15 protein-coding genes and 1 pseudogene are annotated in these 17996 nt (G+C 38.5%); 15 read left to right on the top strand and 1 reads right to left on the bottom strand.

The features are described 5' to 3' along the window. Positions 1-73, bottom strand: a pseudogene (locus tag DV434_RS10010) (IS1595 family transposase); the annotation flags it as partial. Between the two features lie 205 nt (positions 74-278). Here DV434_RS10010 and DV434_RS10005 point away from each other — a divergent pair. The 15 genes from DV434_RS10005 (at position 279) to ftsA (ending at position 17937) form a co-directional block, all read left to right on the top strand. Beyond that, positions 279-1865 carry a carbon starvation CstA family protein gene (locus DV434_RS10005; protein ID WP_118786023.1) on the top strand — a complete coding sequence of 529 codons (1587 nt, stop codon included), beginning with the start codon at positions 279-281 and terminating at the stop codon, positions 1863-1865. 205 nt (positions 1866-2070) lie between these two features. Further along, positions 2071-2526, top strand: a complete 456-nt coding sequence (gene mraZ / locus DV434_RS10000; protein ID WP_118786022.1) for a division/cell wall cluster transcriptional repressor MraZ — start codon at positions 2071-2073, stop codon at positions 2524-2526. Positions 2527-2563: 37 nt separating this feature from the next. Continuing rightward, on the top strand, positions 2564-3529 hold the full coding sequence (gene rsmH, locus DV434_RS09995) for a 16S rRNA (cytosine(1402)-N(4))-methyltransferase RsmH (protein ID WP_118811596.1): 966 nt from the start codon (positions 2564-2566) through the stop codon (positions 3527-3529). Positions 3530-3531: 2 nt separating this feature from the next. Further along, positions 3532-3855: a cell division protein FtsL gene (gene ftsL, locus DV434_RS09990; protein WP_005643553.1), complete on the top strand. Its 324-nt coding sequence runs from the start codon at positions 3532-3534 to the stop codon at positions 3853-3855. 12 nt (positions 3856-3867) lie between these two features. Continuing rightward, positions 3868-5700, top strand: coding sequence for a penicillin-binding transpeptidase domain-containing protein (locus tag DV434_RS09985; RefSeq protein WP_118793920.1), 1833 nt, complete (start codon positions 3868-3870; stop codon positions 5698-5700). A 9-nt stretch (positions 5701-5709) separates the two neighbouring features. Next, entirely contained in the window at positions 5710-7176 is a 1467-nt protein-coding gene (gene murE, locus DV434_RS09980) for a UDP-N-acetylmuramoyl-L-alanyl-D-glutamate--2,6-diaminopimelate ligase (protein ID WP_105882445.1), read from the top strand. A gap of 13 nt (positions 7177-7189) precedes the next feature. After that, entirely contained in the window at positions 7190-8563 is a 1374-nt protein-coding gene (gene murF / locus DV434_RS09975) for a UDP-N-acetylmuramoyl-tripeptide--D-alanyl-D-alanine ligase (protein ID WP_118775186.1), read from the top strand. Then, positions 8557-9639 (top strand): phospho-N-acetylmuramoyl-pentapeptide-transferase, encoded by a 1083-nt coding sequence (gene mraY, locus DV434_RS09970; RefSeq protein ID WP_005630348.1) that lies wholly within the window; start codon positions 8557-8559, stop codon positions 9637-9639. The genes murF and mraY overlap by 7 nt, the downstream gene beginning before the upstream one ends. A 123-nt stretch (positions 9640-9762) precedes the next feature. Next, positions 9763-11076: a UDP-N-acetylmuramoyl-L-alanine--D-glutamate ligase gene (gene murD, locus DV434_RS09965; protein ID WP_118786019.1), complete on the top strand. Its 1314-nt coding sequence runs from the start codon at positions 9763-9765 to the stop codon at positions 11074-11076. Positions 11077-11098: 22 nt separating this feature from the next. Then, positions 11099-12283, top strand: a complete 1185-nt coding sequence (ftsW, locus tag DV434_RS09960; protein ID WP_118786018.1) for a putative lipid II flippase FtsW — start codon at positions 11099-11101, stop codon at positions 12281-12283. Between the two features lie 11 nt (positions 12284-12294). Next, the gene (gene murG / locus DV434_RS09955; protein ID WP_118786017.1) at positions 12295-13350 is read left to right on the top strand and encodes an undecaprenyldiphospho-muramoylpentapeptide beta-N-acetylglucosaminyltransferase; all 1056 of its coding nucleotides are present in this window, start codon (positions 12295-12297) and stop codon (positions 13348-13350) included. 96 nt (positions 13351-13446) lie between these two features. After that, positions 13447-14874 carry a UDP-N-acetylmuramate--L-alanine ligase gene (gene murC / locus DV434_RS09950; protein WP_118786016.1) on the top strand — a complete coding sequence of 476 codons (1428 nt, stop codon included), beginning with the start codon at positions 13447-13449 and terminating at the stop codon, positions 14872-14874. A gap of 85 nt (positions 14875-14959) precedes the next feature. Further along, entirely contained in the window at positions 14960-15880 is a 921-nt protein-coding gene (locus tag DV434_RS09945; protein ID WP_118786015.1) for a D-alanine--D-alanine ligase, read from the top strand. Beyond that, positions 15880-16644 (top strand): cell division protein FtsQ/DivIB, encoded by a 765-nt coding sequence (locus tag DV434_RS09940; protein ID WP_118786014.1) that lies wholly within the window; start codon positions 15880-15882, stop codon positions 16642-16644. The genes DV434_RS09945 and DV434_RS09940 overlap by 1 nt, the downstream gene beginning before the upstream one ends. A 15-nt stretch (positions 16645-16659) precedes the next feature. Then, positions 16660-17937 (top strand): cell division protein FtsA, encoded by a 1278-nt coding sequence (gene ftsA / locus DV434_RS09935; protein WP_118786013.1) that lies wholly within the window; start codon positions 16660-16662, stop codon positions 17935-17937. Positions 17938-17996 lie beyond the last annotated feature (59 nt).

Below are 17996 nucleotides of genomic sequence, written 5' to 3'. Positions count from 1 at the left end.
TTGCTGTGACACCTGCGACAAACAGTTCAATGAGTTTATTTTGTTTATGCTGACTTAAGCGACTTTTTCTCATTGGTTTATTCTAACCTAAATGGGATTTTTAAGTCATTATCTAGTACAGCCCCTTGAATTTTTAGATTTTACAAATGTGATATAAGTCACAAATCTATAAAAATCTTTAAATTCAATTTTTGATTTAGAACAATTTGAAATAGAATACCGCGGCTTGTTTAGGGCATACACTAAATATTTTTGTTTATCTTTTGAGGAGCCTTTCTATGTTATGGTTTTTCTTTTGTGTAGCCATGTTGATTCTTGGTTACTTTGTTTATGGAAAAATTATCGAAAAAATCTTTGTGATTAATCCAAAACGTCAGACGCCAGCTTACCAAATGAATGATGGTGTGGATTATATGCCGATGTCAAAAACTAAAATTTGGCTAATTCAATTATTAAACATTGCAGGAACTGGCCCGATTTTTGGACCAATTCTTGGCGCATTATACGGGCCTGTAGCAATGTTATGGATTGTAATTGGTTGTATTTTTGCTGGTGCAGTTCACGATTATTTTTGTGGTATGTTAAGTATTCGTCATGGTGGCGCAACTATGCCATATTTGGCGGGTAAATTTTTAGGTCGCCCAGTTAAAGTTTTTATTAATACGTTAGCTCTTGTATTGCTCTTACTTGTTGGTGTCGTATTTGTGGCAAGCCCAGCTCAATTAATGGGAACCATTACAATGGATGTATTTGGGGCTTCACAAGGGGCATTATCACTTGGTGATGCTGAAGCGATTCACCATGCTGTTGAAGCGGGTGGAATTAAAGTATGGGGAATGGATAAAGCAACAGTGGTGGCGGTATGGACAGCCATTATTTTCGCTTACTATATTCTTGCGACCTTACTTCCAGTTGATAAAATTATCGGAAGAATTTATCCGCTCTTTGGTGCCTTATTACTCTTTATGTCAGTTGGTATGGTATATGGGCTAGTAGTCTCGCATTTTAGTGCGACTGATCCAATTGAATTTTTCCGTACAATCAATGCTGATGGTGAGGGCTTAACTTGGGCGAAATTTACACAAAATTTCCAAGTGAAAGGTGATGTTCCAATTTGGCCATTGTTATTCTTAACTATCTCTTGTGGAGCGTTATCAGGTTTCCACGCAACGCAAACCCCATTAATGGCGCGTTGTGCAGAAAATGAAAGCGAAGGTCGCTTTATTTTCTACGGTGCAATGATTACTGAGGGTGTGATTGCATTAGTATGGTGTATGGTTGGTCTTGCATTCTATGAAAACCCACAAGCATTACAAGATGCGATTTCAGCAGGTTCTCCGTCTAAAGTTGTGTATGACAGTTCGTTACACTTCTTAGGTTTTATCGGTGGTATTTTTGCAGTGTTAGGTGTGGTGGTTTTACCTATTACTTCTGGTGATACCGCATTCCGTGCTGCTCGTTTACAATTAGCGGAAATTTTCCATATCGACCAACGTTCATTACCTAAACGTTTATTAATTGCTGTACCACTATTCGTATTAGGCTATTTCGTTTCAACCATTGACTTTAGCGTATTATGGCGTTACTTCACTTGGGCAAACCAAATGACTGCAATGGTAATGTTATGGACTGCAGCAGCATACTTATATCGCTACCATAAATTCCACTGGGTTGCGTCTATTCCGGCTTGGTTTATTACAACAGTATGTGCAACTTACTTGTTCTACAACAAAATCGGTTTCGGTTTAGATTATCAACTTTCAGTTTATCTTGGTTTTGCAACAACAATTGTTTGTATCGTGTTATTCTTCGCTATGCTTAAGCCATTAGGTGAGCGTGATGAAGAAGCGTATGTGAATAATTAATCAAGATAATTTGGTTTAAAAAAAGCCGTTTGAGATATTGTCTCAAACGGCTTTTTATTTTGATAAAAAATAGGGTTATTTCAGGGATAATCGCTTGCAACTTAAGCAAACAAATTATAAACTTAGGCAGATGTGGAGAAAAGTGGTGTTTTGTGGAGATTTTTAGAAAAATTTCTCAAAATAAGTTCAATTTTTAAGGCGTAATATGTTTCGTGGTGCAACAGCGGTTAATTTAGATTCTAAGGGACGCGTAGCGATCCCAACCCGCTATCGCGCTGAGATTCTTGAAAAGAATCAAGGGCAAATGGTTTGTACTGTGGATATTCGACAACCCTGCCTTTTACTTTATCCCCTTGATGAATGGGAAAAAATAGAACAAAAACTTCTCGCACTTTCTAACTTTGATCCTACCCAACGCCGTTTGCAACGAGTAATGCTTGGTCACGCCACTGAATGTGAGATGGATGCTCAGGGCCGTATTTTACTTAGTGGACCATTACGTCAACATGCAAAATTAGAAAAAGGTTTAATGTTGGTTGGGCAACTTAATAAATTTGAAATTTGGAGTGCTGTAGAATGGCATGCCCAAATTGAAGAAGATATGGAAATTGGTTCAAGTGCAGATTTTGTGTCTGAGGCTTTGAAAGATTTCTCATTATAGAAAATGATTCACCGTTTTTTACTTTTATATTGTATTTATGGATACCGAAAATTCCTTTTCTTCACCTGAACATATCACAGTTTTACTTCACGAAGCCGTGAATGGCTTGGTATTGAAGGAAAATGGAATTTATATTGACGGTACTTTTGGCCGTGGTGGTCATTCTCGCTTAATCCTTTCTAAATTATCCTCAAATGGTCGTCTCATTGGCGTTGACCGTGATCCTAGAGCCATTGCTGAAGCTCAAAAAATTCAAGATTCACGTTTTCAGATTGAACACAACAGCTTTTCCCATATTCCTGAAATTTGTGAAAAATTAAATTTAGTGGGCAAAATTGACGGTATTTTGCTTGATCTTGGTGTGTCATCCCCACAGCTTGATGAAGCAGAGCGTGGTTTTAGTTTTATGAAAGATGGCCCGCTTGATATGCGTATGGACACGACTCAAGGCTTGTCAGCAGAAGAATGGTTAAAACAAGTATCGGTTGAGGATTTAACTTGGGTTTTGAAAACTTTTGGCGAAGAGCGTTTCGCTAAACGTATTGCAACGGCCATTGTTGATTACAACAAAAGTGCGGCCAAAAATGGCACCGAATTTTTATCGCGTACTAGTCAATTAGCTGAGCTTATTTCACAAGCGGTACCTTTTAAAGATAAACATAAACATCCTGCGACTCGCAGTTTCCAAGCTATCCGTATTTTCATCAATGCAGAATTAGATGAATTGGAAAGTGTACTCAATTCTGCTTTAGACATGCTAGCGCCAGAAGGCCGTTTATCAATCATTAGTTTCCATTCTTTAGAAGATAGAATGGTGAAACATTTTATGAAAAAACAAAGTAAAGGTGAGGATATCCCTAAAGGTTTACCACTGCGAGAAGACCAAATTCAACGTAATCAAAAATTAAAAACTATTGGTAAAGCAATTCAACCAAGTGATGCAGAAATTCAAGCAAATCCTCGTTCAAGAAGTGCGGTATTACGTGTGGCGGAGAGAATTTAGTGATGTCTGAAAATAATAAACCTCGTTATCCGTTACAGCAGATTTTGGTCGAAGATCTATTTTCTTCAAATAAATTAATTGTGTTGTTATTGGTTGCAATTTTGATTTCATCAATGAGCGTGATTTGGGTAACTCATCAGACTCGTCGATTAATTTCTGAAAATGGTCAATTGGTTTTGCAGCGCCAAGCACTGGAAAGTGAATATCGAAATTTGCAAGTGCAAGAAGCAACAGAAGGAGACAGTACTCGAGTCGAGTCTATTGCTGTTGGCACCTTAAAAATGAAAACATTATCCCCAGAACAAGAAGTTGAAATTAGAGAATAATAGGTAGAAAAGATGGTTAAGTTCAATTCTTCTCGTAAATCAGGTAAAGCAAAAAAAACAATTAGAAAATTGACCGCACCTGAAACCGTAAAACATAACAAACAGAAAATTGTGTTTGAAAAATGTTTTATGCGTGTTCGTTATGGTGTTTCTGCTTTTTTTATTTTGGCCGGTTTATGTGCTTTAGTCGCTCGTGCGGCTTATGTGCAGTCTGTTGATTCGAGTACCTTATCTGGAGAGGCAGATAAACGTTCTTTGCGTAAAGATGAAGTGTTATCTGTGCGTGGTTCAATTTTAGATCGTAATGGTCAGCTTTTATCTGTGAGTGTACCGATGAATGCTGTAGTTGCAGATCCGAAAACCATGTTAAAAGAAAATGCACTTGCGGATAAAGAACGGATTACTGCTTTGGCCCAAGAATTGGGTATGAGCGAAAATGATTTGGTGAAAAAAATTGAGAAGAATTCCAAATCAGGTTATTTGTATTTGGCCCGTCAAGTAGAATCGAACAAGGCAGATTATATTCGTAAACTTAAGATTAAAGGTATTAATTTAGAAACTGAGCATCGTCGTTTTTATCCTCGCGTAGAAGAGGCTGCACATGTGGTGGGCTATACCGATATTGATGGAAACGGTATTGAGGGCATTGAGAAAAGCTTTAATTCCATGCTTGTGGGTAAAGATGGTTCACGTACTGTTCGTAAAGATAAACGCGGAAATATTGTTGAACATATTGCGGATGAGAAAAAATATGATGCGCAAGATGTCACCTTAAGTATCGATGAAAAATTACAATCCATGGTATATCGTGAGATTAAAAAGGCGGTGTCTGATAATAATGCTGAGTCTGGTACTGCAGTATTAGTCGATGTTCGAACTGGTGAAGTGTTGGCTATGGCTACTGCCCCATCTTATAATCCAAACAATCGTGTGGGTGTGAAATCCGAGTTAATGCGTAACCGTGCAATCACCGACACGTTTGAGCCAGGTTCTACTGTAAAACCTTTCGTGGTTTTAACCGCACTTCAACGCGGAGTAGTGCGTCGTGATGAAATCATCAACACGGGATCATTCACAGTTAGTGGCAAAGAAATTGTGGACGTTGCACCTCGCGCACAACAAACTTTAGATGAGATTTTAATTAATTCTAGTAACCGTGGTGTGAGTCGCCTTGCATTGCGTATGCCACCTAGTGCATTGATGGAAACTTATCAAAATGCAGGTTTAAGTAAACCGACAGATTTAGGCTTGATCGGTGAACAAGTTGGGATTTTGAACGCAAACCGTAAACGCTGGGCAGATATTGAACGTGCAACAGTCGCTTATGGTTACGGTATTACTGCGACACCTTTACAAGTTGCTCGTGCCTATGCAACCCTTGGTAGTTTCGGTGTTTATCGCCCGCTTTCTATCACTAAAGTTGATCCGCCAGTTATTGGGAAACGGGTTTTCTCTGAAAAAATAACTAAAGATATTGTGGGAATTTTAGAGAAAGTCGCAATTAAAAATAAACGCGCAATGGTGGAAGGCTACCGCGTCGGCGTGAAAACGGGTACGGCACGTAAGATTGAAAATGGACATTATGTAAAGAAATATGTGGCATTTACTGCGGGTATTGCACCAATTAGTGACCCTCGTTATGCTTTAGTGATTTTGATCAATGATCCAAAAGCAGGCGAATATTATGGTGGTGCGGTTTCTGCCCCTGTATTCTCTAGCATTATGGGTTATGCGTTACGTGCAAATGCTATTCCGCAAGATGCTGAATCAGCTGAAAACACAACAACGAAAACTACAAAACGTATTGTTTATATTGGCGATCACAAGAATCAAAAAGTGAATTAAGGAAAAATTATGAAAAAACTTACCGCACTTTTTAATTTGCCTGAATTAAAGGATGATGTAGAACTCCATAGTATGGTGTTGGATAGCCGTAAAGTTAAAGCTGGCGATCTTTTTGTAGCGATAAAAGGTCATCAGGTGGATGGAAATCAATTTATTGATTCTGCTATTCATTCTGGTGCGAGTGCAGTGGTTTCTGAGACAGAATTATCTAGTGAACATTTAACTGTCGCATTTATTGGGAATGTTCCCGTAGTGAAATATTATCAACTTGCACGTAATCTTTCGTCCTTAGCTGATATTTTTTATGATTCGCCCTCTAAAAATTTAACCCTTGTTGGCGTTACAGGGACAAATGGCAAAACCACTATTTCTCAATTATTAGCGCAATGGGCGGAATTATTAGGTCATCGTTCGGCAGTGATGGGAACCATTGGTAATGGGCTTTTAGGACAAATTATAGAAGCTAAAAATACAACTGGCTCAGCAGTGGAAATTCAATCGTCCCTTTCAAATTTCAAGCAAGCAGGCGCAGATTTTGCCTTTATTGAAGTTTCATCACACGGTTTGGCGCAGTATCGTGTAGAAGCCTTGCATTTTAAAGCAGCAATTTTCACGAATTTAACCCGTGATCATCTAGATTATCATCAATCTATGGAAAATTATGCTGCGGCGAAGAAACGCTTGTTCACTGAATTAGATACCCAAATTAAAGTGATTAATGCTGATGATGAAATTGGACACCAATGGCTAACTGAATTACCTGATGCTATTGCCGTAAGTATGAATGCGGATTTTAAAGTAGGTTCACATCAATGGATGAAAGCAATAAATATCCATTATCATTTTAAAGGTGCAGATATTACTTTTGAATCTAGCTGGGGTAATGGTGTTTTGCATAGCCCATTAATTGGTGCTTTTAATGTAAGTAATTTATTATTAGTAATGACCACGTTGTTATCGTTTGGTTACCCATTGGAAAATTTACTCGCTACGGCGAAATCTTTAAAAGGAGTATGTGGAAGAATGGAAATGATTCAATATCCAAATAAACCAACCGTTATTGTAGATTATGCGCATACACCAGATGCCTTGGAAAAAGCGTTGATTGCTGCGCGTGAACATTGCCAAGGCGAATTATGGTGCATCTTTGGTTGTGGCGGAGACCGTGATAGAGGCAAACGTCCGTTAATGGCACAGGTTGCAGAGCAGTTTGCTGAAAAGATTATTGTGACAAAAGATAATCCACGAACAGAACCTCAAAGCCAAATTGAAGCAGATATTGTCGCTGGCTTTAAAAATATGGAAAAGGTGGGGATTATTCCTGATCGCGCACAGGCAATTCAGTTTGCGATTGAAAGTGCGGTAGAAAATGACGTGATTTTAATTGCTGGAAAGGGTCACGAGCATTATCAAATTATTGGTTCGGAAGTTGTGCATTTTTCCGACCAAGAAATTGCACTTGATTTCTTAAAATAATCATCACTCAATTATGATTAAACTCTCTACTGAACAATTAGCACAGATTCTTCAAGCTAAATTAATTGGCGATAAAAATGTGCAAGTTGAAGAAATTAATACAGATACTCGAAAAAGCGTATCAAATAGTTTATTTTTTGCGTTGAAAGGCGAAAAGTTTGATGCTCACCAATATCTTGAACAAGCGGTAGCACAAGGTGCGGTAGCCGTTGTTGTTCAGCAAGAAAATTCTTCCATTTCTGTTCCTCAGCTGGTGGTTAAGGATACTCGAATTGCTTTGGGCGAACTTGCAAAATGGTTACGCAAGAAAATAAATCCGCATACTGTTGCGATGACAGGGTCTTCAGGTAAAACCACGGTAAAAGAAATGACGGCAAGTATTTTGCAACATACTGCTGCTGATTCAGACGCGGTACTTTTTACCAATGGCAATTTTAATAACGATATTGGTGTGCCTTTAACTCTTCTTCGCTTAACAGAAAAACATCGTTTCGCCGTGATCGAACTTGGTGCCAATCATCAAGGTGAAATTGATTACACCACAAAATTAGCTCAACCTGATGCTGCATTGATTAATAATATTGCGCCCGCGCATTTAGAGGGCTTTGGTTCTTTAGAGGGCGTAGCACAAGCTAAAGGTGAGATTTATCGCGGTTTAACATTGAATGGTGTAGCGATTATTAACTCAGAACATAATCATTTAAATGTTTGGCAAAAAGAAATCGGTGAACATAAAATTCAATATTTCAACGGTAAAGATTATTCTGCAAAAAATATTCATCATACTGCCCAAGGTTCCACTTTTACACTTATTTCCCCACAAGGTGAAATTGAGATTAACTTACCTTATCTGGGGGAACATAATGTAAAAAATGCCTTGGCAGCGACCGCACTTGCAATGAATGTCGGTGCCACTCTTACAGATGTAAAAGCTGGGTTAGAACAACATTCACAAGTGAAAGGGCGTTTATTCCCAATTCAAGTAACGCCTAATTTATTGTTATTAGATGATACTTATAACGCAAATAAAGATTCTCTCTGCGCGGCTATTGATGTCCTAAAAAGTTATGATGCTTTCCGTATTTTGTGTGTTGGTGATATGAAAGAGTTAGGTGAAAACTCTCTCTCTATCCACCGTGAAGTAGGACAACATGCCAACTCGGCAAATTTAGATTTAGTTTGTTCTTATGGCAACGAAAGTGCGGTTATTTCTGAGGCTGTTTCGGGTAAGCATTTTACTGATAAGGTGGAAATGGTTGATTTTCTTGTGCCATTGATTGAAACCCAATTACAACAAAATAACAAAGTCGTAGTGCTAGGAAAAGGCTCGCGCTCAATGAAAATGGAAGATGTGATCTATTCATTAAAGGATAAAATTAAATGTTAGTCTGGCTTGCTGAATATCTTGTTCGTTATGAAACCGCATTTAATGCGATTTCTTATATTACCGTCCGTGCAATTCTTGCATTATTAACCGCACTTTTTATTTCACTTTGGATTGGCCCAAAAGTGATCAAACGTTTACAGATCTTAAAATTTGGCCAAGAAGTGCGAAATGATGGCCCTGAAAGTCACTTTGCTAAAAAAGGCACACCTACTATGGGCGGTGTGATGATTTTATTCTCTATTGGCGTAAGTACGTTATTATGGGCAAATCTCGCGAATCCTTATATTTGGGTTTGCTTATTTGTATTATTTGGATACGGTGCAATTGGCTTTGTGGATGATTTCCGCAAAATTACTCGTAAAAACACGGATGGTTTGATTGCGCGTTGGAAATATTTTTGGATGTCTGTTGTGGCATTAGTGGCAATCCTTTGGCTTTATTGGCTTGGCCACGACACTGATGCCACCCGTTTAGTGATTCCATTCTTTAAAGACATTATGCCTCAATTAGGTTTGTTCTATATTGTGTTATCTTACTTTGTGATTGTTGGCACGGGTAATGCGGTGAATTTAACAGATGGTTTGGATGGATTGGCGATTATGCCAACGGCTCTTGTTGCAGGCGCATTTGCGTTAATTGCATGGGCAACAGGTAACGTGAATTTCGCAGAATACTTGCACATCCCATACATTAAATATAGTTCTGAGGTGGTTGTATTTTGTACCGCCATCGTTGGTGCAGGGTTAGGATTCTTGTGGTTCAATACTTATCCCGCACAAGTCTTTATGGGCGATGTAGGTTCCCTTGCATTAGGTGGCGCACTTGGTGTCGTAGCGATTCTAGTTCGTCAGGAATTTTTGCTTGTGATAATGGGCGGGGTATTTGTTGTTGAAGCGCTCTCTGTTATTTTGCAAGTAGGGTCTTATAAGTTACGCAAACAACGCATTTTTAGAATGGCACCGATTCACCACCATTTTGAATTGAAGGGATGGCCAGAGCCAAGAGTGATTATTCGGTTTTGGATTATTTCCTTAATGTTGGTGTTGATGGGATTGGTCACCTTGAAGTTGCGTTAATAAATATAGCTAGGTTCGCTCTTTCAGTTTTTGAAAGGGCGACCTTTTTTACGTTAGTAAAAGAAATTTATATTTCCATCAATAATATAATTTTAAAATTTATAGCAATTAAGAAAAAAGAAAATGAACGCCTATCAAAACAAAAATATTACTATCATCGGGCTTGGCAAAACAGGTCTTTCTTGCGTGGATTATCTCTTATCCCAACAGGCTAATATTCGTGTGATTGATACCCGAAAAAATCCTACTGGTGTTGATAAACTTCCTCAAAATATCTCTCTTCATACTGGTAGTTTAAATCAGGAATGGTTACTTGAAAGCGATATTATTGTTATTAGCCCAGGGCTTGCGGTAAAAACACCTGAAATTCAAACCGCACTTGAAGCTGGCGTAGAAGTAATCGGTGATATTGAATTATTCTGCCGTGCGGCGACAAAGCAAATTGTGGGGATTACCGGTTCAAATGGAAAAAGTACCGTGACTACTTTAGTTTATGAAATGGCGAAAGCTGCTGGCGTGAAAGTTGGTATGGGGGGAAATATTGGGATTCCCGCTTTGTCATTGTTGAATGAAGATTGTGAACTTTATGTATTAGAGCTGTCTAGTTTTCAGCTTGAAACAACTTACAGCTTAAAAGCTGCCGCTGCAACTGTCTTGAACGTGACTGAGGATCATATGGATCGCTATGTGGATTTAGAAGATTATCGTCAAGCAAAATTACGCATTTATCACAATGCTGAGGTCGGAATTTTGAATAATGAGGATAAGCTGACTCTTGGTGAAGGTGAAAATCAAGCGAAACAAACCGTTTCTTTTGCGGAAAATACAGCAGATTATTGGCTAAAAACGGAAAATGGCAAGCAATACTTAATGGCAAAAGATGAAGTAATTTTGCCTTGTGAAGAAGCCACATTAGTCGGTCGCCATAATTATATGAACATTTTGGCGGCAACGGCATTGGCACAAGCTGTCGGTATTAATTTAGATTCAATTCGTACCGCACTTCGTCATTTCAAAGGATTAGATCATCGTTTTCAATTAGCGCACCAAGCTAATGGCATTCGTTGGATTAATGACTCTAAAGCAACAAATGTGGGGAGTACAGTTGCCGCATTAGCAGGCCTTTATGTGGAAGGAAAATTACATTTGTTGTTAGGTGGTGATGGAAAAGGAGCTGATTTTTCAGAATTAGCTGAATTAATTAATCAACCACATATTATTTGTTATTGTTTTGGTCGAGATGGTGCGCAACTCGCTAAGCTTTCATCGCAAAGTTATTTGTTCGATACAATGGAACAAGCGATAGAATTTTTACGCCCAACATTGCAAAGCGGAGATATGGTATTATTGTCGCCAGCTTGTGCAAGCCTCGATCAGTTTGCCTCTTTTGAAAAGCGCGGTGAAGAATTTACTCATTTAGCGCAATATTCAGCCTAATTTAGTCATTAATAAAAATAAGATGGAATTTTTACAAAACATCAAAAAAAATTACGATGAATGGACACGCATCACACCGCAAGGTTTGTTGTATGATCGTGCGCTATTTTGGTTATTTGTTATTTTGCTTTTAATTGGTTTAGTGGCAGTAACATCTGCATCTATTCCTTATAGCTCTCGTTTATTTAATGATCCTTTTTACTTTGCAAAACGCGATGCTTTTTATGTATTTCTTTCTTTAACGACTTGTTATGCCATGTTGTATATTCCAACTGAAAAGTTGGAAAAATGGAATGTAAATATTTTCTGGGCAGCCGTGGCTTTATTGATAGCCGTATTATTTATCGGTACATCAGTGAATGGTGCTAAACGTTGGATTTCATTGGGGATTTTGAATTTTCAGCCAGCTGAATTTGCGAAGCTGGCACTGACTTGTTTCTTGGCAAGCTACTTTACTCGTCGTTATGATGAGGTTCGAGGTAGAAAATTTAGTGCGATAAAACCCTTTATTGTGATGGGCGTAATGGGGATGTTCCTATTAGTTCAGCCTGATATGGGAAGTACAGTTGTACTGTTTGTTATTACTTTCGGTATGCTATTTATCGTTGGTGCGCACTTTTTTCAATTTATTTTGCTTGGCGCAACAGGTGTAATTCTTGGTGCTTGGTTAATCATCTCTGCTTCTTATCGTTTAAAACGTTTCACTGGTTTTTTAGATCCGTTTAAAGACCCTTATGGTACAGGCTTCCAATTAACGAACTCTCTTATGGCATTTGGTCGTGGAGAAATAACGGGGGAAGGGTTAGGTAATTCAATTCAAAAACTAGATTATTTACCTGAAGCGCATACTGACTTTATCATGGCGATTATTGGTGAAGAGTTTGGCTTTATAGGCATTTTAATTGTTGTTATTTTGCTCGGCTTGCTTGTATTTCGTGCGTTGAAGATCGGAAAGGAATCTTTAATGTTAGAACAACGTTTTAGAGGATTTTTAGCTTTAGGCATTGGCTTTTGGATTTTCTTCCAAGGCTTTGTTAATTTAGGTATGGCGCTTGGAATGTTGCCGACTAAAGGTTTAACCTTTCCACTCGTGAGTTATGGTGGTTCGAGTATTATTATTATGTCAGCGACTATTGGCATTTTATTACGTATTGATCACGAAAATCGTTTACTTCGCGCGGGCCAAGCACGCCTACGTGACGATTAGAGATAAAGAAGATGAAAAATAAAAAATTATTAGTGATGGCTGGTGGAACTGGCGGTCATGTTTTTCCAGCGATAGCTGTGGCCCAATTTTTACAAAAACAAGGATGGGATATTTGCTGGTTAGGTACGAAAGATCGAATGGAGGCTCACCTTGTACCAAAACATGGAATCCCGATTAGATTTATCCAAATTTCGGGTTTGCGAGGCAAAGGTATAAAAGCTTTATTAAGCGCTCCTTTTGCGATTTTCCGAGCGGTGTTGCAGGCAAAAAAATTTATCCAAGAAGAAAAGCCTGACGCAGTACTTGGAATGGGTGGGTATGTTTCAGGCCCTGGCGGTATTGCTGCAAAACTTTGTGGTGTACCGATAATTTTGCATGAGCAAAATGCCATAGCAGGTTTAACGAATAAATGGTTAGCTAAAATTGCAACTCGTGTATTGCAAGCATTTCCAAGTGCTTTTCCTCATGCTGAAGTTGTAGGAAATCCAGTTCGAGAAGATTTATTTAAGATGCCATATCCTGAAGTTCGTTTTACGGAGCGTGAGGAAAAATTACGTGTCTTAGTGGTCGGTGGTAGTCAAGGCGCACGAGTGCTCAATCATACTTTACCTAAAGTAGTCGCCCAGCTTGCAGATAAATTAGACGTTCGTCATCAAGTAGGTAAAGGTGCGGTAGAAGACGTTAGCAAACTTTATGGCGAGAATTCAGAACAAGTTAAAATAACAGAATTTATTGATGATATGGCTGAGGCTTATGCTTGGGCTGATGTGATAATTTGCCGTTCTGGCGCATTAACTGTATGTGAAATTGCGGCAGTTGGCGCTGCAGCTATTTTTGTACCTTTCCAACATAAAGATCGCCAACAATATTTGAATGCGAAATATTTGTCTGAGGTGGGAGCGGCAAAGATTGTAGAACAGGCAGATTTAACGCCTGAAATTCTGGTGAATTATTTAAAAAACTTTACTCGTGAAAATTTATTACAAATGGCTGAGAAAGCGAAAGCAATGTCGACTCCTCTCTCTGCACAACGAGTTGCTGAGGTTATTATAGAAAATTCAAACTAATTGATATTCCAAAGAATAAGAAAAATATTGCGATTTTCAACCGCACTTTTAGAATAGGCACCAATATTTTGCCAATGTGTCAAAAAGGAAAAATAAATGAAACATTCCCACGAAGAAATTAGAAAAATTATCCCTGAAATGCGTCGAGTGCAACAAATTCATTTTATTGGAATTGGTGGCGCGGGAATGAGCGGTATTGCTGAGATTTTATTAAATGAAGGCTATCAAATCTCTGGATCAGATATTGCTGACGGCTTAGTAACGCAACGTTTAGCTCAAGCTGGAGCAAAAATCTACATCGGCCATGCTGAAGAACATATTGAAGGTGCAAGTGTTGTTGTCGTATCTAGCGCGATAAAAGATGATAACCCTGAATTAGTTGCAGCGAAACAAAAACGTATTCCTGTGATTCAACGAGCACAAATGTTGGCTGAAATCATGCGTTTCCGTCATGGTATTGCTGTTGCAGGAACACACGGGAAGACGACGACAACCGCTATGATTTCCATGATTTACACTCAAGCAAAACTCGATCCAACGTTCGTTAATGGTGGTTTGGTGAAATCTGCAGGTAAAAATGCACATCTAGGAGCAAGTCGTTATTTAATTGCTGAAGCGGATGAAAGCGATGCTTCATTTTTACATTTACAGCCAATGGTATCTGTTGTGACTAATATGGAACCAGACCATATGGACACCTACGAAGGTGATTTCGAAAAAATGAAAGCTACCTATGTGAAATTCCTGCATAATTTGCCATTCTATGGTTTAGCTGTGATGTGTGCAGATGATCCAGTATTAATGGAACTTGTGCCAAAAGTTGGTCGCCAAGTGATTACATATGGTTTTAGTGAACATGCAGATTATCGCATTGAAGATTATGAACAAACTGGTTTTCAAGGTCATTACACAGTGATTTGCCCAAATAATGAACGTATTAATGTGCTGTTAAATGTGCCAGGAAAACATAATGCGTTAAATGCAACGGCTGCACTTGCTGTAGCAAAAGAAGAAGGTATTGGCAATGAGGCTATTTTAGAAGCCCTTGCTGATTTCCAAGGTGCAGGTCGTCGCTTTGATCAGTTAGGTGAGTTTATTCGTCCAAATGGTAAGGTTCGTTTAGTTGATGATTATGGTCATCACCCAACAGAAGTGGGCGTAACGATTAAAGCCGCACGAGAAGGATGGGGAGATAAACGTATTGTGATGATTTTCCAACCTCATCGTTATTCTCGTACTCGTGATTTATTTGATGATTTTGTACAAGTGCTTTCGCAAGTGGACGCATTAATTATGCTTGATGTGTACGCAGCGGGAGAAGCTCCGATTGTTGGAGCTGATAGTAAATCTCTTTGTCGCTCCATTAGAAATTTAGGAAAAATCGATCCAATCTTGGTTTCTGACACATCACAATTAGGCGACGTTCTTGATCAAATTATTCAAGATGGCGATTTGATTTTGGCACAAGGTGCGGGTAGCGTAAGTAAAATCTCTCGTGGCTTAGCTCAATCTTGGAAAAATTAAGACTTTTATAAATAGATTTTAGAAATTTGAGATGGCCTTATCTATTAATTAAGGACATCAGAATAAGATATATAAGTAGGATAAAATGAATTTAAAACAAGAAAAAATTGCGGTGTTATTAGGCGGAACATCCGCTGAGCGTGAAGTTTCTCTTAATTCAGGTAAAGCGGTATTAGAGGCTTTATTAAACCAAGGTTATGATGCTCATCATATTGATCCTAAAGAATATAATGTTGCTAATCTTAAAAAGGATGGCTTTAATCGAGTGTTTAATATTTTGCATGGACGAGGTGGTGAAGATGGCACAATGCAAGGTTTATTAGAGCAAATTGGTTTACCTTACACTGGTTGTGGAGTGATGGCTTCCGCATTAACTATGGATAAAATGCGTACAAAAATGTTGTGGAAGGCATTTGGATTACCTGTAGCAGATATGGAAGTAGTAACCCGAGAAACCTTTGCTGAATTAGACGCTCAGTCTGTAGTGGAAAAACTAGGTTTACCATTAATGGTGAAACCTTCTTTAGAAGGCTCTAGTGTTGGATTAACTAAAGTTAAAGCTGTGGATGAGCTAAAAAGTGCGGTGGAATATGCACTTAAATTTGATAATACGATTCTGATTGAAGAATGGTTAGCTGGCGATGAATTAACCGTGCCTGTATTGGATAGCCAGGTACTTCCAGCTATTCGTATTGTTCCTGAAGGTGAGTTCTACGATTACAATGCGAAATATATTTCTGATAATACTCAATATTTCTGTCCTGCAGGTTTAACATCTGAGCGTGAGCAAGAGTTAGCTCTATTAGTAAAACGCGCTTATGATGCAGTGGGCTGTCGTGGTTGGAGCCGTATTGATGTTATGTGCGATGCGAAAGGTGATTTTCGTTTAGTTGAAGTGAATACGAATCCAGGAATGACGAGCCACAGTTTATTCCCAAAATCGGCCGCAAGCGTGGGTATTTCTTTTGAACAGCTTGTTGTGAAAATCTTGGAGCTAAGTGTGTAATGAACATTCTGAAAAGGAAAACTCCACAGAGTATTCGTTTTGGTGAACAAAGGCCTAAATATTATTTTCATATTCGGGCTTTCTTGGCTTTGCTTGGTATACTTTTTGCTCTTAGCATCTATTTTAATTGGCAAACGCTGCTAGAGAAAATGGATGATAAGCCTATTAGCGGTTTTGCATTGGCTGGACAAAAGGTTTTTACTACGGATGCCGATATTAAGGAAAGCTTATTAAAAATGGGCACTCTTAAAGGCTTTTGGGGGCAAGATGTTGAGCCAATTCAAGCGCAAATAGAAGCTTTACCTTGGGTTAAAAGCTCAATTGTGCGAAAAATATGGCCAAATCGTTTAAGTATTTGGATTACTGAATATCAACCAGTGGCATTTTGGAATCAGAACCAATTTGTTACTGAGGATGGTGTTGTATTCCAACTACCAATTGAACGCTTAAAAGAAAATACTTTGCCTTATTTAGGGGGACCTGATTATCAGAGTTTAAAAGTATTGGAAGCATGGAATCAGATTTATGCCGATTTGAAATCAAAAAATTTAATTGCAAAAGGCATGAATATTGATGAACGTGGTGCATGGCAAGTAACACTTGATAATGACATTGTGTTAAAGTTAGGTCGTGGAGAATGGAAATCTAAGCTTGAACGATTTGTAACGATTTATCCGCAAGTTGATGTTCCAGAAAATAAAAAAATAGATTATGTAGATTTACGATATGCGGCAGGCGCTGCAGTGGGTATGGCTGATAAATAAAAACTAGGTGCGAAAATGGTTAAAGGTGTGGAAGCTAAAACAATTGTAGGATTAGAAGTCGGTACGTCAAAAGTTGTTGCCGTAGTGGGCGAGGTATTTCCTGATGGCGTAGTGAATGTGTTAGGTGTTGGTAGTTGCCCATCTAAAGGGATTGATCGTGGCAGTATCACAGATCTTGAAGCTGTCGTAAATTCTATTCAAAGAGCCATTGAAGCAGCTGAATCTATGGCTGATTGTCAGATTATGAGTGTCACTTTGGCAATTACTGGTGAACATATTCAAAGTTTAAATGAAAGTGGTTTTGTGCCAATTTCAGATGGCGAAGTAACACAAGATGAAATTGATTCCGCACTGCATACAGCGAGCTCCATCAAGTTGCCTGAAGGCTTATCCTTATTGCATGTGATTCCTCAAGAATATGCGGTGGATCGCCAGTTAAATATTAAAAATCCATTGGGGTTGCAAGGTGTTCGTTTAAAAGCACAAGTACATTTAATCGCCTGTCATCAAGATTGGCAAAACAACCTGAAAAAAGCGGTTGAGCGTTGCGGTTTACAGGTAGATAAAGTCGTTTTTTCTGGTTTTGCAGCAACGCATTCAGTATTAACCGAAGATGAAAAAGATCTTGGTGTTTGCTTGATTGATTTCGGGGCTGGCACCATGAATGTGATGGTTTATACAAACGGCGCATTACGTTTCAGTAAGGTTATTCCTTATGCGGGAAATATTGTGACTAACGATATTGCCCACGCTTGTACTATTTCGCGTGCAGAAGCTGAACGAATTAAAGTTAGTTATGCAAGTGCATTTTACCCAGCTCGTTTGCACGGTGATAAAAAAATTGAAGTTGCAAGTATTGGTGGGCGAGCACCTCGTTCATTAACAAAAAGTGATTTATCCTTAATTACATCAGCTCGCTATACGGAACTTCTTGGTGTTGTGAAAGACGAATTAGATAAATTAAAGGCTGAGTTGGAAACAAAACATGTGAAGTTTGAGCTTATTGCTGGCGTAGTTATTACTGGTGGTGGAGCGCAAATAGAAGATTTGAAAGAATGTGCATCTGACGTATTTAATTGCCAAGTACGTATTGGTAGCCCGCTGAATATTACTGGATTGACAGATTACGTGAATCGCCCTCAATATTCAACGGTGGTGGGGTTGTTGCAGTATAACCATAGTAACAGTGATGATGATTTGATTTCAGGAAATGATGAATCTGATGATGGAATACTAAAACCAATTTGGAATGGAATTAAAAAAATTGTGAATAAAGTGCGGTCAGAATTTTGATTATTTTGATTTTTCATCTACAATAGAGAGAATTTAGGTTTTATATTGAGCCAGCTTAT

The sequence above is a fragment of the Haemophilus haemolyticus genome, assembly GCF_003493685.1.
In the GTDB taxonomy this organism is placed as follows: Bacteria; Pseudomonadota; Gammaproteobacteria; order Enterobacterales; family Pasteurellaceae; genus Haemophilus; species Haemophilus haemolyticus_O.
The sequence above is the reverse complement of the archived record's forward strand: the minus strand, read 5'-3'. Positions and strand labels throughout refer to the sequence as shown.